The following is a 21,772-nucleotide window of genomic DNA, read 5'->3' on the forward strand; positions in this document are numbered from 1 at the left end:
GCGTCGTCATGCCGTTCCGGACGCTCCGCGTCCTCTTCGCGACGCAGAGCGTCTAGAGCTGCATTCCCACGCGGGGCCGTAGGAACGATAATCCTGACTATCGTGCTGCGCTTCATAAGCAAGGCGTTTCGCCTGCAGAATAAAAAAAGGGAAGCCACGAGTGCTTCCCTGAGGTAAACGGTTGAATGATGTGAGGCGTCTGATCAGCCTTCGATCTCGACCAGTATCTCGCCCGGGTTGACGCGGTCGCCCTTGGCAACGTGGATCGCCACGACCTTGCCGGCAATGGATGCCTGAACTTCGGTTTCCATCTTCATCGCTTCAGTAATCAGCACGGCCTGACCGGCCTTCACCACATCGCCTTCCTTGACCAGCACATCGACGATGTTGCCCGGCATGGTGGTACTGACGTGGCCCGGCGCGCTGGCCTGCTGGCGTTTGCTCGCGCCGCCGCCGACAAATTCGTTGAGCGGCTCGAACACCACTTCTTCCGGCATGCCGTCGATGGTCAGGTAGAAGTGGCGCTTGCCCTCGGCCTTGACGCCCACGCCGGTGATGTCCACCCGGTAGGTCTCGCCATGCACATCGATCACGAACTCGGTCGGCACACCCTCGCCGCCTGCTTTGGCCACGCTTCCGGCTTCGGGGATCGGCAGCAACACTTCCGGCGTCAGGGTCCCGGCGGCGCGCTCTTCAAGAAACTTGCGGCCAATGTCCGGAAACATGGCAAAGGTCAGCACGTCCTCTTCGGATTTGGCCAGTGCGCCAATGTCAGCACGCAGCTTGGTCATCTCCGGCTTGAGCAGGTCGGCCGGACGAACATCGATCAGGTCCTCGCTGCCAATCGCCTGCCGACGCAGCTTTTCATCCACTTGCCCCGGCGCTTTGCCGTACCCGCCTTGCAGGTAAAGCTTCACCTCATTGGTGATGGTCTTGTAACGCTCGCCAGCCAGCACGTTGAAAAACGCCTGGGTGCCGACAATCTGTGAAGTCGGTGTGACCAGCGGTGGATAACCCAGGTCTTTGCGCACGCGCGGGATTTCCGCCAGTACTTCGCTCATGCGATTGAGCGCGCCCTGCTCCTTGAGCTGGTTGGCGAGGTTGGAAATCATCCCGCCAGGCACCTGATTGACCTGCACGCGGGTATCGACTGCCGTGAATTCGCTCTCGAACTGGTAGTATTTCTTACGCACTGCGTAGAAATACAAACCGATTTCCTGCAACAGCTCCAGATCCAGCCCGGTGTCGAACTCGCTGCCCTTGAGCGCCGCAACCATCGACTCGGTGCCTGGATGGCTGGTGCCCCAAGCGAAGCTGGAGATGGCGGTGTCGATATGGTCCGCGCCGCTTTCGATGGCCTTGAGCTGACACATCGCAGCCAGACCCGCCGTGTCATGGGAGTGAATGAACACCGGCAACGACTGCTCGGCTTTCAGCGCCCTGACCAGCTCGCCGGTGGCATACGGCGTCAACAGACCGGCCATGTCCTTGATCGCCACCGAGTCGCAGCCCATCGCCTCCATTTGCCGGGCCTGCGCGACGAACGCTTCGATGGTGTGCACCGGGCTGGTGGTGTAGGCGATGGTACCCTGCGCATGCTTGCCTGCCGCCTTCACCGCTTCGATGGCAACGCGCAGGTTACGCACATCGTTCATGGCATCGAAAATGCGGAACACGTCGATGCCATTCACCGCCGCCTTGGCCACGAACGCCTTGACCACGTCATCGCTGTAATGCCGATAGCCCAGCAGGTTCTGACCGCGCAGAAGCATTTGCAGACGGGTATTGGGCAAAGCCGCACGCAACTGACGCAGACGCTCCCAAGGGTCTTCCTTGAGAAAACGCACGCAGGCGTCAAACGTCGCGCCACCCCACATTTCCAGCGACCAATAGCCGACCTTGTCGAGCTTGTCGCAGATTGGCAGCATGTCCTCGGTGCGCATGCGGGTCGCCAGCAGCGATTGGTGAGCGTCGCGCAGGATGGTGTCGGTTACGAATATCTTCTTGGTCATTGGTAGCTCCTTTCAAGCTGCAAGTTTCAAGCTACAAGCCGCAAGTAAAAGCCGAGTCGCTCTTGCTTGAAGCTTGCAGCTGACAACTTGCAGCTGACTCATTCATAAGCCTGCATGTGCGGCAATGGCGGCAGCGATGGCCAGGGCCAGCTCTTCGGGTTTGCGCTTGATCGAGTAATTGGTCAGCTCAGGGTGGCTTTCGACAAAGCTGGTATTGAACTCACCGCTGCGAAACTCCGGGTTGCGCAGAATTTCCTGGTAATAGGCAGCCGTGGTCTTCACCCCTTGCAGGCGCATGTCATCCAGCGCGCGCAGGCCGCGGTCCATCGCCTCTTCCCAGCTCAATGCCCAGACGATCAGCTTCAGACACATCGAGTCGTAGTACGGCGGAATCGTGTAGCCGGTGTAAATCGCCGTGTCGGTGCGCACGCCAGGTCCGCCGGGGGCGTAATACCGGGTGATCTTGCCGAAGCTGGGCAGGAAGTTGTTTTTCGGGTCTTCTGCGTTGATTCGAAACTGCAGGGCAAAACCGCGGTGAATGATGTCTTCCTGCTTGACCGACAACGGCAGGCCGGACGCGATGCTGATCTGCTCGCGAACAATGTCGATGCCGGTGATTTCTTCGGTGATGGTGTGCTCGACCTGTACACGGGTGTTCATCTCCATGAAGTACACCTCGCCCTCGGCGAGCAGAAACTCAACGGTACCCGCGTTCTCGTAACCGACAGCCTTGGCCGCACGCACCGACAGATCGCCGATATAGGCGCGCTGCTCAGGGGTCAGTTGCGGGCTGGGGGCGATCTCGATCAGCTTCTGGTTACGGCGCTGAATGGAACAGTCACGCTCGAACAGGTGCACCACGTTGCCGAAGCTGTCGCCGAGAATCTGCGCTTCGATGTGCTTGGGGTTAACGATGCACTTTTCCAGAAAGACTTCTGCCGAGCCGAAGGCTTTGGTCGCCTCGGAAATCACCCTGGGGAAAGCCTGCTCCAGCTCTTGGCGGCTGTTGCAGCGGCGGATACCGCGCCCACCACCACCGGAAGTGGCTTTGAGCATCACCGGATAACCGATACGCTCGCCTTCGACCAGCGCTTCTTCGATATCTGCCACATTGCCTTCAGTACCCGGCGTTACCGGCACACCGGCTTTGATCATGCTGCGCCGCGCTTCGGTCTTGTCGCCCATACGGCGAATCACTTCTGCCGACGGACCGATGAATTTGATGCCACGTTCAGTGCAGATGTCAGCCAGTTCAGCGTTTTCCGACAAAAAACCATAACCTGGGTGCAATGCATCACACCCGGTCTCCACCGCCAGATTCACCAGCTTGCGCGGGTTCAGGTAACCGGCCAGTGGTTCGGCACCAATGCTATACGCTTCGTCGGCCCGCTTGACGTGCAAAGCATGCCGGTCCGCATCGGAGAAGATCGCTACCGAGCGAATGCCCATTTCGGCACAGGCACGCACGATGCGGACGGCGATTTCTCCGCGGTTGGCGATCAGAATTTTTGTTATCACTGGTGTTTCCTCGACCCTAAGGACAAACCCGGTCAAACCGGTCGATACGTCTGCATGGCGCTTTACAGCCGTTTTTGCAGACAGGCATGTGACTGAATGCCGCAGGGACACCCTAGCCCTGATCAATGATTAACAAAAATGATTAAAAATTGGGTCGTGCATAAGTAAAAGCTTATAGTTGAACGCCCAGCCGCCCCTCTGAAGGCCTTATACATGCGTAAGTCATTGATGCGTATGACATTGCGTCAGCTGCGTATTTTCAACGAAGTGTGCGACCTGCGCTCCTACAGCCGCGCCGCAGAAGAAATGTCCCTTACCCAGCCCGCCGTCAGCCTGCAGGTTCGCCAGCTTGAAGAGCTGATCGGCCAGCCGCTGTTCGAGTACGTCGGCAAGAAGCTCTACATGACAGAAGCCGCAGAAGCGCTGCAACTGGCCAGCCGGGATATCTTCGGGCGCCTTGAAAGCCTGGATATGCAGCTCTCCGATATGCAGGGCTCGCTGCAAGGCCAGCTGAAGCTTGCGGTCGAGTCGAGCTGCAAGTACTTCATTCCTCACCTGTTCGCTGCATTCAAACGCCAGCATCCGGAAGTCAGCCTGAGCCTGATGGTAGTCAACCGTGCGCAGATCATCAGGCGATTGTCGGATAACCGCGACGATCTGGTGGTGATGTCGGCAGTGCCTCTGGACATGGGCCTTGAGTTTCTGCCCTTCCTCAACAACCCGATTGTGGCCGTGGCCCCGCCGGATCATCCGCTGAGCAGCCGTGAAACGTTGAGACTGAAAGACCTGGAGCCGTGGCCGCTGCTGACCCGCGAAACGGGATCGGGTACACGCCGGGCCTGCGAGGAGTATTTCAAGGAGAAACGCGTGCACTTCACCCAGACCCTGGAGGTGTCGTCCAGCGAAGCGCAGCGTGAATGCGTGGTTGCCGGGCTGGGCCTGGCGATGCTGACGCGGCATGCGGTCTGCCAGGAACTCGCCACCGGCACTCTCGTAGAGTTGCCCGTGGCGGAGCTGCCGCTGTACCGAAGCTGGTGCGTGGTTCAGGCCAGGGACAAACGCCTGTCACCCGTGGCACACGCCTTTCTTGCGTTCATCCGCACCGAACGTGCGCAGATCAGCCAGCTTGTCGAGCGCTTCGACGGTCGACCGCAGGCGGTGTAGCGGTCTGCCAGACTGCGTTTTTCACACCGTCCATGTAGTCGCAAAGCTCCTGATTGAGCTGCCGCGCTTCGCTGTAGCTCTCGATTGCCCGACGAAACTCCATGCGACGCTGATCTTCCTGCTGACGGCGGGTTTTCACGGTGCTGTTGGGTAAATCATCGTAATGCCGAGCCATGTCCTGTCTCCCAATACGTTTTGTGGGAGCACCAGAATGGAGCGCGACAGTGACAGTCAGGCGGCACGCAGGTGACAGATCGATGAATTCTGCTCTGTCAGCGGTGATCAGTCTTCGTGGGCCTTGATCGACTTCGGCGACAAACGCAAGCCGCGCAAGCTGCGCTTGACGCTCTTGAGGTGATTGACCAGGCTCGGCCCTCGAGCCATCGCGACGCCCATTGCCAGCACATCGATAACCACCAGATGTGCGATACGCGAGGTCAGCGGTGTATAGATTTCGGTGTCTTCGTGCACATCGATGGCCAGGTTGACCGAAGACAGCTCGGCCAGCGGCGTCTGGCTCGGGCACAGCGTGATCAGCGTAGCGCCGCTTTCGCGGACCAGATTGGCGGTGATCAACAAGTCCTTGGAGCGCCCCGACTGGGAAATGCACACTGCCACATCGGTCGGCTTGAGCGTAACTGCCGACATGGCCTGCATGTGCGGGTCGGAATACGCAGCGGCGGTCAGCAACAGTCGAAAGAACTTGTGTTGCGCATCGGCAGCCACGGCGCCAGATGCACCAAACCCATAAAACTCCACCCGATTGGCCCCGGCCATCGCCGTGACCGCCTGCTGCAAGGCGTGGGGATCAAGGTTCTCGCGCACTTCCATAAGCGTGTGCAGGGTGGTGTCGAAAATCTTCAGGCTGTAATCAGCGACCGAATCATCTTCGTGAATCGCGAACTGCCCAAAACTGGCACCCGCCGCCAGACTTTGCGCCAGCTTGAGCTTGAGGTCCTGAAACCCGGTGCAACCAATGGCGCGACAGAAACGCACGATGGTCGGCTCGCTGATGCCGACGCTGTGCGCCAGATCGGCCATGGAACTGTGCATCACAGCCGCAGGGTCAAGCAGCACATGGTCGGCTACTTTGAGCTCCGATTTGCGCAGCAGGTGACGTGACTGAGCGATGTGTTGCAGCAGATTCAAGGGGCAGACTCAACAAAGGGAAGATGGGCTGGGTTGTAGCTTTCTTGTAGTTATACTACATGACCTGCAAACCGCCCAGTTAAACGACGCTGGAACGTCCTGCGCGGGCCTGAAAAGGAAAATTCAAAAAAATATGTGGGAATAATCCTACATTACGTCGAGCCTCACACCAGACCCGCGCACGCTCATCGGGCAACGATAGACTGACCTTATTCAAGCCAGGCAGCATGGCGACGACCGGTCGTCAGCACCTGCTCATTTTTTATGCCTGACGCAAAGCATGGTTTGCCCGTCATCGCGCGGCACCCTAGAATGCGCTGATGCGCGATGATCTCTCTGTTCTTCTTAATTCCCTCAACGATGCCCAACGTCAGGCCGTAGCCGCCTCATTGGGTCGTCAGTTGGTCCTGGCCGGTGCTGGCTCCGGCAAAACCCGAGTGCTGGTGCATCGCATCGCCTGGCTGATGCAGGTCGAGCAAGCCTCCCCGCATTCGGTCCTGTCGGTGACGTTCACCAACAAGGCAGCTGCCGAGATGCGCCACCGCATCGAGCAGCTCATGGGCATCAGCCCTGCTGGCATGTGGGTAGGCACTTTCCACGGCCTGGCGCACCGCCTGTTGCGGGCGCACTGGCAGGAAGCCGGGCTGGTGCAGACCTTCCAGATTCTCGACAGCGATGACCAGCAACGTCTGGTCAAGCGCGTGATGCGCGAGCTGGGTCTGGACGAGCAACGCTGGCCTGCGCGTCAGGCTCAGTGGTTCATCAATGGTCAGAAAGACGAAGGCCTGCGCCCGAAACATATTCAGGCCAGCGGCGATCTGTTCCTGACCACCATGAAAAGCGTTTATGAAGCCTACGAGGCTGCCTGCCAGCGTGCAGGCGTCATCGACTTCTCTGAGTTGCTGCTGCGCGCGCTGGACCTGTGGCGTGACAACCCTGGCTTGCTGGCGCACTACCAGCGCCGCTTCCGCCACGTACTGGTGGACGAGTTTCAAGACACCAACGCCGTGCAATATGCCTGGCTGCGCCTGCTTGCTCAGGGTGGCGACAGCCTGATGGTGGTCGGCGACGACGATCAGTCCATCTACGGCTGGCGTGGCGCGAAGATCGAGAACATCCATCAGTATTCCGATGACTTCCCGGATACCGAAGTGATCCGCCTGGAGCAGAACTACCGCTCCACGGCGAGCATCCTCAAAGCCGCCAACGGTTTGATCATCAATAACAGCGGGCGTCTGGGCAAAGAGTTGTGGACCGACGTCGGCGATGGCGAGCTGATCAATCTGTATGCCGCCTTCAACGAACACGACGAAGCGCGTTACGTGGTCGAGACCATCGAGAGCGCCCTGAAAACCGGCATCTCACGCAACGACATCGCCATTTTGTACCGTTCCAACGCCCAGTCTAGGGTGCTGGAAGAAGCCCTGCTGCGCGAGCGTATTCCGTACCGCATCTATGGCGGGCAGCGCTTTTTCGAGCGCGCCGAGATCAAGAACGCGATGGCCTATATGCGCCTGCTGGAAGGTCGCGGCAACGATGCCGCGCTGGAGCGGGTGATCAACGTTCCGGCACGCGGCATCGGCGAGAAAACCGTCGAAGCGATTCGCGAGCACGCGCGGCATGCCGACGTGTCGATGTGGGAAGCCATGCGCCTGCTGGTCGCCAACAAGGGCCTGACTGGCCGCGCTGCCGGCGCGCTGGGCGGGTTTATCGAGCTGATCGAGAACCTGTCGGCCAAGGTCATGGAAATGCCGCTGCACCTGATGACTCAGACAGTCATCGAGCAGTCCGGGCTGATTACCTATCACGAACAGGAAAAAGGCGAGAAAGGCCAGGCCCGGGTAGAAAACCTTGAGGAACTGGTCAGCGCCGCTCGGGCTTTCGAAAATCACGAGAGCGACGAAGAATTGACCCCGCTGGCCGCCTTCCTCGGCCATGCTTCGCTGGAAGCTGGCGACACTCAGGCGCAAGAGCATGAAGACAGCATTCAGTTGATGACGCTGCACAGCGCCAAGGGCCTGGAATTCCCGCATGTGTTTCTGGTGGGCATGGAAGAAGGTCTGTTCCCGCACAAGATGAGCCTGGAAGAACCGGGCCGTCTTGAAGAAGAGCGGCGTCTGGCCTATGTCGGCATCACCCGTGCCATGAAACAGCTGGTGATGACCTACGCCGAGACACGCCGCCTGTACGGCAGCGAAACCTACAACAAGGTTTCGCGTTTCGTCCGCGAGATTCCGCCTGCGCTGATTCAGGAAGTCCGTTTGTCCAACAGCGTGAGCCGTCCTTTCGGCGGCACTCCGAAGTTCAACAGCGGCAGCTTGCTCAACGGCACCGGCATTCCGGAAACCGAGTTCGCCATGGGCCAGCGCGTGCAGCATGCGGTGTTCGGCGAAGGCGTGATCCTCAACTTCGAAGGCGCTGGTGCCCAGGCACGCGTGCAGGTCAACTTCGCCGAAGGCAGCAAGTGGCTGATGATGGGCTATGCGAAGCTGGTGGCGTTGTAGGGTAGGCCGGTCAATCATCGTCCATACGCCACTGACTATCGTTTATTCCGGGCGTTCCAAGACCTGTGTATAACCTCGTTGCGTGGGGTTAATCACAAGTCCTACGAAGCGCGCTGAAAAGTCCTACGCTATTTGTGTAAAAGTCCGAAACACTAACGCGCTGGTCATGCCGGCATCTGCTGTGCAACATGGCGCGCGTGCAATCACAAAACGGGAATACCCTTATGCAACGTTTTCTAAGCATCGCGATGGCGCTGTGCATCGGGCTCACCATGAGCCTGGATGTGAACGCCGCGCGCTTCGGTGGCGGCAAGAGCATGGGCTCGGCACCTACGCATCAGGCTCGCCAGACCGCACCGGCTACTCCGGCAGCTGCGCCTAACGCGGCTGGCCGCCCTGCTGCTGCGCCAAGCGGTGCCTCCCGCTGGCTGGGCCCATTGGCCGGTATCGCTGCCGGTGGCCTGCTCGCGTCGATGTTCATGGGTGACGGCTTCAACGGCCTGCAACTGTTCGACATCCTGATCATGGGCCTCATCGCCTTCCTGATCTTCCGCTTCATCGCTCGCCGTCGTCAGCAGCAACAGCCGAAAATGGCCGCTGCCGGTGCGCCGTACCAGCGTGAAACCAGCCAGCCGGCACAGAACCCGATCTTCGGCAGCTCGTCGCCTGCGTCCGCCGCACCCGTCATCAACGCACCGGCCTGGTTCAACGAAGAGCGCTTTCTGGACGCCGCCCGTGGTCACTTCCAGTCGCTGCAGCAGCACTGGGACGCCAACGAGATGGACAAGATCGCCGAGTTCGTCACCCCGCAAATGCTGCAGTTCCTGAAAAAGGAACGTGCAGACCTGGGCGATGGCTTCCAGTCGACCTTCATCGATAACCTGCACGTGCAGCTGGACGGTCTGGATGATCGTGCCGACAAGACCATCGCTACCCTGACCTTCTCCGGCGTGTCCAAGACCTCGCGCTTTGACCAGGGCGAAGTGTTCAGCGAAAGCTGGAACATGGAGCGCCCGCAAGGTGAAAACCAGCCTTGGCTGGTCGCAGGAATTCGCCAGAACGGTTGAACCAGATTCCGTTCTCGCGTTCAGAACCCCGGACATGTCCGGGGTTTTTGTTTATCCGTTCGGATAGTTATTTTGAGAAAGGCTTTACGCTACTGTATAACCCGCGCCATCAAGTGAGAGGATCCGTGTCGTGGAAGAAGTCATCGAACAATTGCGTGAAGCGAATGAACCGGTCCCGGTTCCGCTTGAGCTGCCCGACGAGGACCAACTGGTCGAGATCGAGGAACAGCTGTTTATCAACATCCCGTTCGTCTTCAAGGAGTTTCTCCTGACGGTCAGCGACGTGGTGTATGGCAGCCTTGAGCCGGTCACTGTGACCGACCCGCAGTCGCACACCTACCTGCCGGAAGTCTGTGCCACCGCCTGGGATCTGGGCGTGCCACGCGAGCTTATCCCGATCTGCCAGGACGGCGAAGACTATTACTGCGTCGAGGAAGACGGCACTGTGTTGCTGTGGTCCGCCGAAGAAGAACTGGTTACCGAAGAAAGCTGGGAGTCGGTCTGGCACTGGGCTCGGGATGTCTGGCTGGAAAGCTGAGGCACCTCTGCTGCACGGGTTGTGAAAAGATCACCGGGCTCAATGCCCGGATGATTCCTGATTATTCCCCAGCGTCTCCAGCAGCGCGATCTGCATCCGCGTATGCACGCGGATCAGCCAGCGCCACAGCAAAGCGGCGACCAGCGCAGCCACCAGAACAACGACCAGCAGCAATTCGTTGGCCGGCAGAATACTGGCCGACAACGCCGCCAGCATCACAAAGATCACCACCAGCGACAACAACGGAATCACCTCCGCCACGACCTTGCGCACGCGCACGGTATGTCGGCCGGCCATCTCGGGCTTGACGCCCATCTCTGCCAGCAACATCGACAGCGCCTTGAGCTTGCGGTACGCCGCAATCAGGAACGGCAGCGACAGCAGCAATGCCGCACCGCAGATCCAGGCTTTCTGATGGCTGACATCTGCCACCCACTCGTCCATGTACCCGCCAAGACGTTCCGCGAAGTAGCCACCGCTGAAAAAGATCGCCATCACCAGCGCCAGGTTGACACCAACCTGCAGCAGAATCCGCCTGATCATCCCGGCGAGCACTGCGCTCTGCCCTTGCGGCTGAATGCTGCGCAGCCATTCACCGTACATGCCGAACACCCGCGCCACGCGCCGGGGCATTATTGCCGCCAGCTTGAGCGACAACGGATCAGCGCCGCGAATAAGGTAGGGCGTCAGCAACGTGGTGATTGCCGATACAGCGACGGCCACCGGGTACAGGAAATCGCTGGTGACCTGCAGGGTCATGCCCAGTGCCGCGATGATGAAGGAAAACTCGCCAATCTGTGACAGCCCCATGCCCACACGCAGTGAGGTACGGCCGTCATTGCCGGCGATAAACGCGCCAAGGCCGCAGGAAATCATCTTGCCCAACACCACCGCGACAGTGATGACTGCAATCGGCCAGGCATATTCCAGAAGGATTTTCGGATCGATCATCAAGCCGATGGCGACAAAGAAGATCGCACTGAACATGTCCCGGATGGGTTCGATCAACCGTTCGATCTTCAGCAGCTCTCGCGACTCGGCCATTATCGCGCCGATCAGGAACGCGCCCAATACCATGCTGTATTCCAGCTTGACCACCAGCAGGCAGAAGCCGAAGCACAAGCCCAGCACGGTGATCAGCAGCATCTCGTTGCTGTCGAACCTGGCGACGTAGGACAGCAATCGCGGCACCAGCAGAATGCCGACGACCAGCGCCACAATCATGAACAGCGACAGCTTGCCGACCGTGGAGAACACTTCGCCCGAACTGACCGAACCACTGACCGCAATGCCCGACAGCAGCGCGATAATGCCGATGCCCAGAATGTCTTCGACGATCAGCACGCCGAAGATCAACTGGGCGAAATGCTGGTTCTTCATCTTCAGGTCGTTGAGCGCCTTGACGATGATGGTGGTCGAGGAGATCGCCAAAATCGCGCCGAGAAACAGCGAGTCCATGGTTTTCCAGCCGAAGAACTGACCGATCTCGTAACCAATCCAGATCATCAGGGCAATTTCGAGGAACGCGGCGATGAACGCTGTGGCCCCGACCTTGAACAGCTTGCGCAGGCTGAACTCCAGCCCCAGGCAGAACATCAGGAAGATCACCCCCAGCTCGGCCAGGATCTTGATGGTGTCCTCATCGTGGATCAGGCTGACCGGTGGCGTGTGCGGGCCGATGATGAAGCCGGCGACGATATAACCGAGCACCACGGGCTGACGAAGGCGATGAAAGAGAATGGTCACTACGCCCGCCACCAGCATGATCACTGCCAGGTCTTGAATGAAATTGATGGCATGCATGGCGGCAAAGCTCCTTTTGGTGATGACGTTCGCAACCGACATCGCCACACCTTGTAAGGCGTGAGCCACCCGGTTCGTCATCGAAATCCGATTAAAACGTAAGAAAAAACCCGATCCACGGGTTTTTGCAGGTTAACACCGCCCCCTTGGACATAAAGCCGGTGCAATATATGGAAACAGATAGTTATGACGCGTGACGGCCGTCTGCTGGCCAGCGTCCCGATAACTGTCGCAAGCCCTATTGAGCGCCAGCATAGGCGTCCTTTGAACACCTTGACCGTGTGAGTACGCTATGGAACCCGGAAACGCCCAGCTGTCGATGACTGTATTGATGACCCCGGACATGGCCAACTTTTCTGGCAATGTGCACGGCGGTACGTTGCTCAAGTACCTGGACGAAGTGGCCTACGCCTGCGCAAGCCGCTATGCCGGCCGCTATGTGGTGACGCTGTCGGTGGATCAGGTGATTTTTCGCGAGCCGGTGCATGTCGGCGAGCTGGTGACGTTTCTGGCATCGGTCAATTACACCGGCAACACGTCGATGGAAGTCGGTATCAAAGTCGTCACTGAAAATATCCGCGAGCGCTCGGTACGTCATTCCAACAGTTGTTTCTTCACCATGGTCGCCGTGGACGACAATCGCAAACCTGCGGCTGTCCCGCCTCTAGAGCCGGAAACGCCGGAAGGCAAGCGCCGTTTCATTCAGGCGCAACAACGCCGCCAGATCCGCCAGGAACTGGAGAAGCGTTATCAGGACATCAAGGAAGAAGCCTTGTAATGCGCTGACTCAGGCAAGGACGCCTGAGTCGCTTGAACGGCTGAGGTTATAACCGCACGGCTTCGAACTTCACCCGGGGATGCGCGATGCGATCCTGGGCACGGACCAGTTCCAGCTCGTAACTGCCACACGCCTGGGTTTCCAGAAGCACTTCATGGACTGCTGCTGCGGTGAACTCGAACGCCGCGACCAGATCGTCGCCCAGCAGAATTCGCGACAGAAACAACCCGGACGTCAGATCACCTACACCAACCGGCTGGCGCGGAAACGCCAGCAGCGGACGGCGCAGGTGCCAACTGGCCTCGGCGGTCACCAGCAGCATTTCAAAGCCATCGGCGGCCTTGCCGGGATAATCGAGGTGCTTGACCACGATGGCCTTGGGGCCTCGCGCCAACAGCGCCCGTGCCATCGCCAGACAATCGGGCAGTGATTCAGGCTTGCGGCCCGAGAAGCTGTCCAGTTCCAGCTGATTGGGGCACATGAAGTCAGCCACGGCTGCGGCTTCGTCCAGCAGAAAATCGCTGACTTGCGGAGGTACGATGCAGCCTTTTTCAGGATGGCCCATCACCGGGTCGCACAGGTACAGCGCCTTGGGATTGGCGGCCTTGATACGCGCCACACCGGTCAGAATCGCCCGCCCCTGCGCTGCGCTGCCCAAGTAGCCGGATAACACCGCATCACAGTTGCCCAGCTCGCCAATGGCGGCAATACCGTCGATCAGCGCGGGGATTTGCTGCGGGGCCAGGACTTCGCCCGTCCACTGCTTGTATTGCGTGTGGTTGGAGAACTGAACCGTGTTGAGCGGCCAGACATTGACTCCAATACGCTGCATCGGGAACACCGCTGCGCTGTTGCCGGCGTGGCCGAACACCACATGGGACTGAATAGCGAGCAAGTGGGGCGTACGTTTCATGGCGGGTAGAATCCTGAACACGATGCAAATGCAATAATGAGAAATATAAGTTGCGCAGTATGGCTGTAAATCACTCAGGACAGTTAAGCTGGTGACTCCTACGTTGGAGCACTCCGTCATGCTGACCCTGGGAAACATTTTCGTGCTGATGCTGTTCGCGAGCGCCGCGGCCTGGTGGTGGCACGCCCATGGTCTGCGTGAAAAAGCGCTGGCACGCGTCAAACAGCACTGCGCACGGCTCGAACTCCAGCTGCTGGACGACGCGGTCGCCCTGCGCCGCCTGACCTTCGCCCTCGATACTCAGGGTCGCAAGCGTCTGGCTCGGGTGTACGCATTTGAATTCACCGTGACCGGCGAGCAACGTCATCCGGGCACGATCACCCTGTTCGGCGCACACACCGCGCAAATCGAACTGGCACCCTACCCCTTTGAAATCAAAACGCCACCACCCAGTGCTGAAATTATTCAAATGAGCGAATGGCGTCAATCGCATCAGAAGTGGAAGCAGTAGCGGCCAGGTAATGCAAATCGTTGTGTGGGCGACCTGTGCGCCGGTGCGTCAGGCCAGGCACTCCGCCATCTGCGCCTGCAATGTATCCACATCCTGCGGCGCCGAGAAGATCAGTTCCAGGCGCGAATCCTGTCGCCATTCGCTGATTTGCCAGGCCAGTGGTGCACCCTCCAGGAGATTGCCGGAATACCAGCCGCCCTCGCTGTGGATAACCACCTTCGCCCGTCGCCACGCCATGCCTTCCAGCCAATGCAGCACGCGCTGCAGATCAAATTGCTGCGAGGGGTGCCAGCGCCAGCCCACACTCCAGCCTTCGGCGCTGGCCTGGCTCAGGCAGATCGGCACGTTCGGGTCAGCCCACAGGGCAGGCAACTGTCCGATGCTGTTGGGCAACGTCAGGTTATCCACAGCGTGTTTATCCACAGCCGTGCAGTCAACGAATCCCGGCAAACGATTAAGTGGCAAATCTGCGTGCCGGGTCCACAGCAACGCGCATGGCTTCATCTGTTCTGCCAGGGCCTGACGCGCCGCTTCATCCAGTTGCTCGGACTTGTTCATTACCACCAGCCCCGCCTCCGCCAGCGCTTCCTGCTGGGTGGCCGGTAACGGCTGGCCGGCCGCCATCGCCGCCGCGTCCAGCACCATCACGCCGGGCTGCACCGTCAGCACGCCACGCCAGGGTGCTTCGCGCAGTTGGGCCATGAGTTGCGCAGGGTGCCCCAGCCCCGAAGGCTCGATCAGCAATCGATCAGGCCGGGCCTTGCGCAGCAATCGGCCCAGACCAATCTGGAACGGCACCCCGTTGACGCAGCACAGGCAGCCGCCAGCCACTTCACCAAGTGCGATACCATCGGCAGTTGTGGTCAGCAGCGCGGCGTCCAGGCCGATCTGCCCGAACTCGTTGATCAGCACCGCCCAGCGTTCATGGGCAGGTTTCTGCGCCAGCAGGCGCTTGATCAGGCTGGTCTTGCCGGCACCCAGCGGGCCGCCGATAACGTGCGTGGGGATGTTCTGCAGCATGGGATCACTTTTGAAGAGTGCGTGGTTCATTGAAGAGCAAGGAAAGGTAACGATGCAAGCGATACAGTCGACTGCTCGCCTGGCGCTGATGCTGCTGGCGGTGTTTTCAGGTACGGCGTGGGCTGAGGCGTGTCTGGTGCATAGCCAGGCCGAGCGGCTGGACGTCAAGGTCTGCCAGGAAAACATCAACATCCCGGCCAACCTGTTCCACGACAGTTTTTGCCAGCCGCAACTGACCGGGCAGAAAACCGAGACGACCTACTCGGCGCAGTGCCCGGCTGGCGCATTCGGCGTCTGTCGCAACGCGCAGGTGGCCAATATGCCCTACCGCGAGAACATCCACTATTACGGCGTGGCCCGCGACGCGCTGTACCTCAAGCCTTTTTGCGAAGGCCAGAGCAAGGGTCAGTGGATCACGCCGTAACCCGCCCTATGCGAGCCAGTCCAGGGTCAGAATCAGCCTGCGCTCGTTACGTACCAATTGCGGCGAACGATGGATCAGGCCCGCGCCTTCATTGCCATGCCAGCGCTCGCCCTTGAGCAATGCCACGTCACCGCTGTTGATCTGCTGGATATCGGCAGCATCGCCTGGCTCGGCTTCGGCGCGACCCAGTTGCTTACGGTCCATGACGCCTTCGTGCAGCCACTGGCTACCGACTCCGCCATAGGTGGTAATCAAGCGCACCGGCACATGATCGACATGGAAGCGCGGGCACATGGCCTTGTCGAGCACCCGCAGGCGTAAGCCGACACACTCGGCCCCCAGCAGGCAGGCATAAGCGCTCACCAGCCAGGACACGTCGGCGATGAAGCCCTGATAACCCTGCAGATCGGCATACCCACGCGCCAGCGTACTCAAATCAGGCTCGACTTCGCCGCCTTTCACTTCCAGGGTCATCGACTCGGCAAGCGGCTGACCCATCGACAACAGCAATGTGCTGAAATCCTCGATGTGCGCGGGCAAACGACGCTGCCAGACCGCAAGATTTACACCGTCTTCCAGCACCTGGCTCAGTACGTCGGGCGTGCAGTCCTGCGCCTGACGGACCACAGGCTTGTGTTTCATACGATACGCGAGCATCAGGCAGCCACCTCGTCTTCATACCATTCGCCAAAGGGATCGGACAGCTGGCGCCAGCGCTCGGCACCTGCGGCCATCTCGTCGTCGGTGAGCAGGCAGTTGTCCAGTTCGGCCGTGAGCAGCGTGAAATCGATGTTCTGCCCGATGAAGACCAGCTCCTGACGGCAGTCGCCGGTTTCGCTCGACCAGTTTTCCAGAATCGATGCGACGCTTTCCTTGTCCTGGGGCCAGCTGTCGCGGGTCACGAAGCGCCACCAGCGTCCGGCAAAACCGTGACGCATCAAGCCGCCCGCCTGCGACCAGCTGCCCGCGTCCTTGTACTTGCTGGCCAGCCAGAAGAAACCCTTGGAGCGCAGCAGTTTGCCGTTGGTCCAGGGGCGATTGATGAGATCGAAGAAGCGCTGCGGATGAAAGGGGCGACGAGCACGATAAGCCGTCGAGGCGATGCCGTATTCCTCGGTTTCCGGCGCATGTTCACCGCGCATTTCTTTCAGCCAGCCAGGGGCCTGGGACGCACGCTCGAAGTCAAAACGACCGGTGTTGAGAATTGTCGCCAGCGGCACCTGACCCATGACCATCGGCACGATCTGCGCATCAGGGTTCAGGCGTTTCAGAATGGCCATCAGCTCTTCACGCTCGCTGGAGCTGATCAGGTCAATCTTGCTGAGCAGGATGACGTCGGCGAACTCGATCTGTTCGATCAACAGGTCAGTGATCGAGCGGTCATCATCTTCGCCGAGGCTTTCGCCGCGTGTGGACAAGCCGTCTGCCGCTTCGTAATCAAGCAGGAAATTCACCCCGTCGACCACAGTGACCATCGTGTCCAGCCGCGCCAGGTCCATCAGGCTCTTGCCTGCCTCGTCACGAAAGGTGAAGGTCTCGGCGACCGGCAACGGCTCGGAAATACCCGTGGATTCGATCAATAAGTAATCAAAACGACCGTCCTGGGCAAGGCGGCTGACTTCTTCGAGCAAATCCTCGCGCAGGGTGCAGCAAATGCAGCCATTGCTCATCTCGATCAGCCTTTCTTCGGCGCGGTTCAGGCTGACATCGCGCTGAACTTCGCCGCCATCAATGTTGATCTCGCTCATATCATTGACGATCACCGCAACTCGCAAGTTTTCACGATTGCGCAGTATGTAATTGAGTAAGGTGCTTTTTCCGGCACCGAGAAAACCGGAAAGGACGGTAACAGGTAGAAGGTTTGCCATCAGGATTCTCCGGGCAGCTGCAAGGCTTGGGCCTTGTTCATGTCGGCTGCAACGAATCCCTCAGGCAGCCGGCTCTAATCACGGCATCATGTTATAGTATAACAACACACAATAGCTACTGACCTTGGTGAAGGGATCTTAATGAATCAGGTTTCAACAGGTCTGATTGCTTCGATAGGTCTAGCGGTGCTGTTCAGTGCGCAGGCAATGGCAGCATTCGGCAAGCCCCCGGCCGACCTCGCGACTTGCACACGCAGCGTGACCGTTCTGGCGTGCAGCGACGCACAGGGCAACAGCTACAGCGTTGTCACCGCGGGCTCGACGACCTGGTTGAGAGGTTACGAGAAGATTGATAAACGTCGCTGGGTGCAGACCAACACTCGCTATGGTCAACTGACGTTTTTTACCGGGCTGGCCTCGAATGGCGAAGCCTGGGTTGGCACTGTCCAACGCGTGGGCTGGACCACCATCACGCGGGTATCCAGCTCAAGCGGTACGCGCAGCAAGATCACCTGCAGCCGCCTGAATGGCTGCCGCTGACGGGCTCACGCCTGCTGTTCCTGCTTTTGCGCCTGCATCCAGGCCAGGTGCGAATCCATGGGCGGGTTGCGCTGGAAGTAACGTTGCAGGCCATCGAACAGCCCGTCCGCAACGGCCTGTTGATGGCGCGCTGTGACCAGACGCTGACTGTCACGGCTGTTGGAGATGAACCCGGTTTCAACCAGAATCGACGGCACATCCGGCGATTTGAGCACCGCGAATCCGGCTTGTTCCACACGCTTCTGGTGCAACGTGGTGATGCCTTCCAGGCTGCCCAGTATCGTGTGACCCAGTTGCAGACTGGCGGCGATGGTGGCGTTCATCGACATGTCGAGAATCACCCCGGCAAGCATCGGGTCCTTGTCCTTGAGGTTGAGCAGCGACGTCGCGCCCAGCAGGTCCGCACCGTTTTCCCGCTGCGCCATGAAGCGTGCGGTTGCCGACGTGGCGCCGCCTTCGGACAACGCGAACACCGAAGCACCGGACGCCGTCAGACGAGGCGCGGCGTCGGCGTGCACGGAGATGAACATGTCGGCATTGGATTTATGCGCGAACTCGACGCGCTTGCGCAGCGGCACAAAGAAATCGTCATTGCGCACCAAGCGCACATCAAAACCCTTCTCGCGCTTCAAGCGTTTGGCCAGCAACTGGGCGATCGACAGCACCACATCTTTCTCGCGCTCGCCACGCGACCCGACAGCACCTGGGTCCTTGCCGCCATGACCGGCGTCGACCACCACCATGATGTCGCGGCCGGTGCGCGCTTTGCTCTGGATGGGAACCGGCACGGGCGGCGGCAGCTCGGCCATCTGTACCGGCGCACGAGCCGTGGAACTCATGTCCAGCACCAGCCTGTGGCCCTGCCCGCCTTCCGGGCCGAGCAAGAAGCTGTTGAGCTGCACCGGCGCAGTCAGGTCCAGCACGATGCGCGTGTCATCGCCCGTGCCGTAATGACCGGAACGAATCGATTTGATAACCGTGCGATCCAGCGCCAGCTGGCTGAAATCGCCAGTCAGCCGCGAACCGCTGACATCAATGATCAGACGATCGGGCGAAGTCAGCGAGAAGGTTTTGTATTGCACCGGGCCGCTCAGGTCGAGCACCAGCCGCAGCTTGTCGTTGGTCCGCCAAAGGCGCGCATTACTGATCTGCGTAGCGCACACGCCAAACGGCAACGTCAGGGCGGCGCTGGCCAGCAACATATTGAGCAACACTTGACGTCGGTGCATGGAATGTCTCAAAGAGCAAATCGAGCATCCCGGCTCATGAAGGGTTCATCCACGTAATAGTAACAATATAACATGCAGTTACAGACGCAAGATGAAGCACTTCATGAAGATTCCGTCATCAACTGCAAGCCATCGGCGACAATAAATCATCGCCTTTTCAGTCGATGTTCCACGTGGAACATAACTCCATGAATTTAATCAGGTACGCGGAGCAACATTGCCACACTGCGGGCCCAACCAAACGGAACGGGTGTCCATGCTGCCGTTCTGTTGCTGGCCAGTAGCGTTGAACGTGCCCACCACTTTGGTGGTGAATTCACGATCACTGAGGAACTGGGCTTGCCCTGTACCTTGCGCTTTCGGGCAAGAGAACTGGAAGTTCCAGGTCTTGCCATTGCGCGCGGTAATCTTCTGCGTGCAACCGGAAGCCGGATCAGTCAGCGGGATATCGTCTGATTGCACCTGCGCCTGAGTCAGGCACGCCCGCACACCCTTGCCGCCGAGCGAGACGCCCTGCTTCTTCATCATCTGCTCCATCATGGCGCGCTGCTCAGGCGGCAGGTTTTGCAACTGCCCCAGCATCAACTGCATATCCGGTAGCTGCTGGCCATCTACCTTCATGTTGCTTGAGGTGAGTTCCCACAAGCCGGGTTGCAGCATCTGGGCTTGAGCCGAGGGAGCAGCCAGACAAAACATCCAAGCCAACATGCGTTTGTTCATATCGAGATTCCTGATCAGGCAGTTGCAGAGAAACACAGGGCTGGAACGATAGTTCAGCCGAAAGATAAGCCTTAGACGACACAAGCGCCGCCCAGTTGCAGCGGGAATAAAATAGCGACATTCCTGTCCAGCTGTGGTCTGTTAGGGAGCAAAGCGAGGAGCATTGTTCCACATGGATTATCACGACCCGTATTTTTTCGGTTATGTCCTCGGTTTCATTCATCTGCTGGGCACAGGTGCCGCCATCCATGCGCTGCTGACGGTGCGCACCTCCCAAGGCGCGATCGCCTGGGCGATGCCGTTGCTGTTCATCCCCTACTTCACCTTGCTGCCTTATCTGATATTCGGACGCAGCTCGTTCGATGCGTATATCAAGGCCCGTCGTGAGGCCAACAAGGAGATGCGCGCAGCGATCGGCAGCCTCAACTGGCGACCCTGGATAGAGGAAGCCGTGGCAGCACGCCGATCAGACGCCTACGCGGCGCTGCGTGCGATGCCCAGGCTGGGGAACATGCCTGCGCTGGCCAACAACAAGGTCAGGCTGCTGATCAATGGCGACGAGACGTTCGGCGCGATTTTCCAGGCAATCCGCGAAGCGAAACAGACGATCCTGATTCAGTTCTTCATCATTCATGACGACAACCTCGGCCGCCAGCTGCAAACGTTGTTGCTGGAAAAAGCCGCCCAGGGCGTGGCGATTTTTGTGCTGTACGACCGCATCGGCAGCCATGCATTGCCGGGCGCCTACATCGATAAGTTGCGCGACGGTGGTGTGCAGATAAAGGCCTTCGCTACGCGCGGTGGATGGCTCAACCGCTTCCAGATCAACTTCCGTAACCATCGCAAGATCGTGGTGGCCGACGGCCTGAAAGGTTACATCGGCGGGCACAACGTCGGCGATGAATACATGGGCCTGAAACCGCCGCTGGCGCCTTGGCGCGATACTCACGTGGAAGTCATCGGCCCGGTGGTCGCCTGTTTGCAGGAGTCGTTTGCCGAAGACTGGTTCTGGGCAACCCGCGAGCTGCCGCCGCTCAGCCTGCCCGACGAGTTTCCCGAGGACGGCGTGCTCTGCCAATTGCTGACCAGCGGGCCGGCCGATGCACAGGAAACCTGTTCACTGTTTTTCGTCGAAGCCATTCATGCTGCCGAAGAACGCGTATGGATCACCAGCCCCTATTTCATCCCTGACGAGGCCGTGAGCGCTGCGCTGACCCTGGCGGTCCTGCGCGGTGTGGACGTGCGCCTGCTGCTGCCCTCGCGCCCAGACCATTACGTGGTCTACGCCGCCTCCAGCCTTTATGCCTTTGATGCCGTCCGTGCGGGTGTGCGAGTGTTTCGCTACGAGCCGGGCTTTCTGCATCAGAAGGTGGTGCTGGTCGACAACGACATCACCGCCATCGGCAGCGCCAACCTCGACAACCGCTCGTTCCGCCTCAACTTCGAACTGATGCTGCTCACCGTCGACAGCGACTTCTCCAGCCAGGTCGAGGCCATGCTCACCGCCGACTTCGCTGCGGCGCGCGAAATATCCCTGCAGGAAAGCCATGAAACCCGACGCCTGCATCAGCTCGGCATGCGCGTAGCCAGGCTGATCTCGCCGATTTTGTGAGACTGCACTGGAAGTTATACACAACTCCTCAAGTCCCCGAAAACGAGGCTTCTGCCCGGAGGGCGTGCGGACTTGTCCGCTAAGGGTTGCGAAGCAGCCCAAAAACAGGCCACCTTGATTTTACCGGGTTCACCGTGCTTACCTGTTTTGCTGCCGGTGCCCGGCAGATCGCGGACAAGTCCGCTCCTACAGAAAGCGAGAAATCCCGGACAAGCGAAGCTTCGCCCGGTCCGCACACACAACGCGCTTCTGCCCGGAGGGCGTGGGAGCGGACTTGTCCGCGAAGGGTTGCGAAGCGGCCCTAGAACAGGCCACCTTGATTTTACCGGGTGCACCGTGCTTACCTGTTTTGCTGCCGGTTCCCGGCAGTTCGCGGACAAGTCCGCTCCTACAGAAAGCGAG

Annotated in this window: 20 protein-coding genes; 9 read left to right on the forward strand and 11 right to left on the reverse strand. The window is 59.4% G+C overall.

All coding sequences use genetic code 11. From position 1 onward, the window contains the following. Window positions 1-203: 203 nt before the first annotated feature. On the reverse strand, window positions 204-2,012 hold the full coding sequence (gene oadA, locus QRN38_RS27630; protein WP_057419128.1) for a sodium-extruding oxaloacetate decarboxylase subunit alpha: 1,809 nt from the start codon (window positions 2,010-2,012) through the stop codon (window positions 204-206). A gap of 102 nt (window positions 2,013-2,114) precedes the next feature. Beyond that, window positions 2,115-3,530: an acetyl-CoA carboxylase biotin carboxylase subunit gene (locus QRN38_RS27635; RefSeq protein ID WP_024668338.1), complete on the reverse strand. Its 1,416-nt coding sequence runs from the start codon at window positions 3,528-3,530 to the stop codon at window positions 2,115-2,117. Between the two features lie 213 nt (window positions 3,531-3,743). Between QRN38_RS27635 and QRN38_RS27640 the strand changes: the two genes are divergently transcribed. Continuing rightward, the gene (locus QRN38_RS27640; protein WP_024668337.1) at window positions 3,744-4,694 is read left to right on the forward strand and encodes a LysR family transcriptional regulator; all 951 of its coding nucleotides are present in this window, start codon (window positions 3,744-3,746) and stop codon (window positions 4,692-4,694) included. Here QRN38_RS27640 and QRN38_RS27645 read toward each other — a convergent pair. Together QRN38_RS27645 and hexR are read right to left on the reverse strand one after the other, a co-directional pair. After that, window positions 4,648-4,833: a PA3496 family putative envelope integrity protein gene (locus QRN38_RS27645; RefSeq protein ID WP_005768325.1), complete on the reverse strand. Its 186-nt coding sequence runs from the start codon at window positions 4,831-4,833 to the stop codon at window positions 4,648-4,650. The genes QRN38_RS27640 and QRN38_RS27645 overlap by 47 nt on opposite strands. 143 nt (window positions 4,834-4,976) lie before the next feature. After that, window positions 4,977-5,843, reverse strand: a complete 867-nt coding sequence (hexR, locus tag QRN38_RS27650; RefSeq protein ID WP_007244986.1) for a transcriptional regulator HexR — start codon at window positions 5,841-5,843, stop codon at window positions 4,977-4,979. Window positions 5,844-6,163: 320 nt separating this feature from the next. Here hexR and uvrD point away from each other — a divergent pair, with 320 nt between their 5' ends. From uvrD to QRN38_RS27665, 3 genes are all read left to right on the forward strand, one after another. After that, the gene (uvrD, locus tag QRN38_RS27655) at window positions 6,164-8,347 is read left to right on the forward strand and encodes a DNA helicase II (RefSeq protein ID WP_057419127.1); all 2,184 of its coding nucleotides are present in this window, start codon (window positions 6,164-6,166) and stop codon (window positions 8,345-8,347) included. Window positions 8,348-8,571: 224 nt separating this feature from the next. Then, the gene (locus QRN38_RS27660; protein ID WP_005768318.1) at window positions 8,572-9,414 is read left to right on the forward strand and encodes a Tim44 domain-containing protein; all 843 of its coding nucleotides are present in this window, start codon (window positions 8,572-8,574) and stop codon (window positions 9,412-9,414) included. Window positions 9,415-9,544: 130 nt separating this feature from the next. Next, window positions 9,545-9,952, forward strand: coding sequence for an SMI1/KNR4 family protein (locus tag QRN38_RS27665; protein WP_005768316.1), 408 nt, complete (start codon window positions 9,545-9,547; stop codon window positions 9,950-9,952). A gap of 39 nt (window positions 9,953-9,991) precedes the next feature. On the opposite strand, the gene QRN38_RS27670 is transcribed toward QRN38_RS27665, so the two are convergent. Next, entirely contained in the window at window positions 9,992-11,755 is a 1,764-nt protein-coding gene (locus QRN38_RS27670; protein ID WP_005768314.1) for a cation:proton antiporter, read from the reverse strand. Between the two features lie 292 nt (window positions 11,756-12,047). Here QRN38_RS27670 and QRN38_RS27675 point away from each other — a divergent pair, with 292 nt between their 5' ends. Continuing rightward, window positions 12,048-12,533 (forward strand): acyl-CoA thioesterase, encoded by a 486-nt coding sequence (locus QRN38_RS27675; protein WP_003378342.1) that lies wholly within the window; start codon window positions 12,048-12,050, stop codon window positions 12,531-12,533. A 46-nt stretch (window positions 12,534-12,579) separates the two neighbouring features. Here the strand turns inward: QRN38_RS27675 and pdxY are convergent, their stop codons facing one another. Next, window positions 12,580-13,446, reverse strand: coding sequence for a pyridoxal kinase PdxY (pdxY, locus tag QRN38_RS27680; protein WP_057419126.1), 867 nt, complete (start codon window positions 13,444-13,446; stop codon window positions 12,580-12,582). A 118-nt stretch (window positions 13,447-13,564) separates the two neighbouring features. Here pdxY and QRN38_RS27685 point away from each other — a divergent pair, with 118 nt between their 5' ends. Beyond that, window positions 13,565-13,957 carry a DUF3301 domain-containing protein gene (locus tag QRN38_RS27685; protein WP_005621919.1) on the forward strand — a complete coding sequence of 131 codons (393 nt, stop codon included), beginning with the start codon at window positions 13,565-13,567 and terminating at the stop codon, window positions 13,955-13,957. 48 nt (window positions 13,958-14,005) lie between these two features. Here QRN38_RS27685 and QRN38_RS27690 read toward each other — a convergent pair whose 3' ends face one another. After that, complete coding sequence (locus QRN38_RS27690; RefSeq protein WP_057419125.1) at window positions 14,006-14,977, reverse strand: CobW family GTP-binding protein; 972 nt, start codon at window positions 14,975-14,977, stop codon at window positions 14,006-14,008. Window positions 14,978-15,029: 52 nt separating this feature from the next. On the opposite strand from QRN38_RS27690, the gene QRN38_RS27695 reads away from it, so the two are divergent. Beyond that, window positions 15,030-15,401: a hypothetical protein gene (locus QRN38_RS27695; RefSeq protein ID WP_057419124.1), complete on the forward strand. Its 372-nt coding sequence runs from the start codon at window positions 15,030-15,032 to the stop codon at window positions 15,399-15,401. Window positions 15,402-15,407: 6 nt separating this feature from the next. On the opposite strand, the gene QRN38_RS27700 is transcribed toward QRN38_RS27695, so the two are convergent. After that, window positions 15,408-16,058, reverse strand: coding sequence for a DUF1826 domain-containing protein (locus QRN38_RS27700; protein ID WP_005768309.1), 651 nt, complete (start codon window positions 16,056-16,058; stop codon window positions 15,408-15,410). Next, a complete protein-coding gene (gene zigA / locus QRN38_RS27705; RefSeq protein ID WP_005768308.1) occupies window positions 16,058-17,269 on the reverse strand; it encodes a zinc metallochaperone GTPase ZigA in 1,212 nt (403 codons plus the stop codon). The genes QRN38_RS27700 and zigA overlap by 1 nt, the downstream gene beginning before the upstream one ends. Before the next feature lie 141 nt (window positions 17,270-17,410). Here zigA and QRN38_RS27710 point away from each other — a divergent pair, with 141 nt between their 5' ends. Continuing rightward, the gene (locus QRN38_RS27710) at window positions 17,411-17,809 is read left to right on the forward strand and encodes a hypothetical protein (protein ID WP_057415712.1); all 399 of its coding nucleotides are present in this window, start codon (window positions 17,411-17,413) and stop codon (window positions 17,807-17,809) included. Between the two features lie 5 nt (window positions 17,810-17,814). On the opposite strand, the gene QRN38_RS27715 is transcribed toward QRN38_RS27710, so the two are convergent. Continuing rightward, a complete protein-coding gene (locus QRN38_RS27715) occupies window positions 17,815-19,038 on the reverse strand; it encodes an N-acetylmuramoyl-L-alanine amidase (protein ID WP_007244980.1) in 1,224 nt (407 codons plus the stop codon). 198 nt (window positions 19,039-19,236) lie between these two features. After that, window positions 19,237-19,758, reverse strand: coding sequence for a DUF3617 domain-containing protein (locus tag QRN38_RS27720; RefSeq protein ID WP_057419123.1), 522 nt, complete (start codon window positions 19,756-19,758; stop codon window positions 19,237-19,239). Between the two features lie 172 nt (window positions 19,759-19,930). Between QRN38_RS27720 and cls the strand changes: the two genes are divergently transcribed. Beyond that, window positions 19,931-21,370 (forward strand): cardiolipin synthase, encoded by a 1,440-nt coding sequence (cls, locus tag QRN38_RS27725; protein ID WP_007244978.1) that lies wholly within the window; start codon window positions 19,931-19,933, stop codon window positions 21,368-21,370. Window positions 21,371-21,772: the final 402 nt, after the last annotated feature.

The organism is Pseudomonas sp. CFBP2511 (assembly GCF_030209255.1).
Lineage (GTDB): Bacteria > Pseudomonadota > Gammaproteobacteria > Pseudomonadales > Pseudomonadaceae > Aquipseudomonas > Aquipseudomonas avellanae.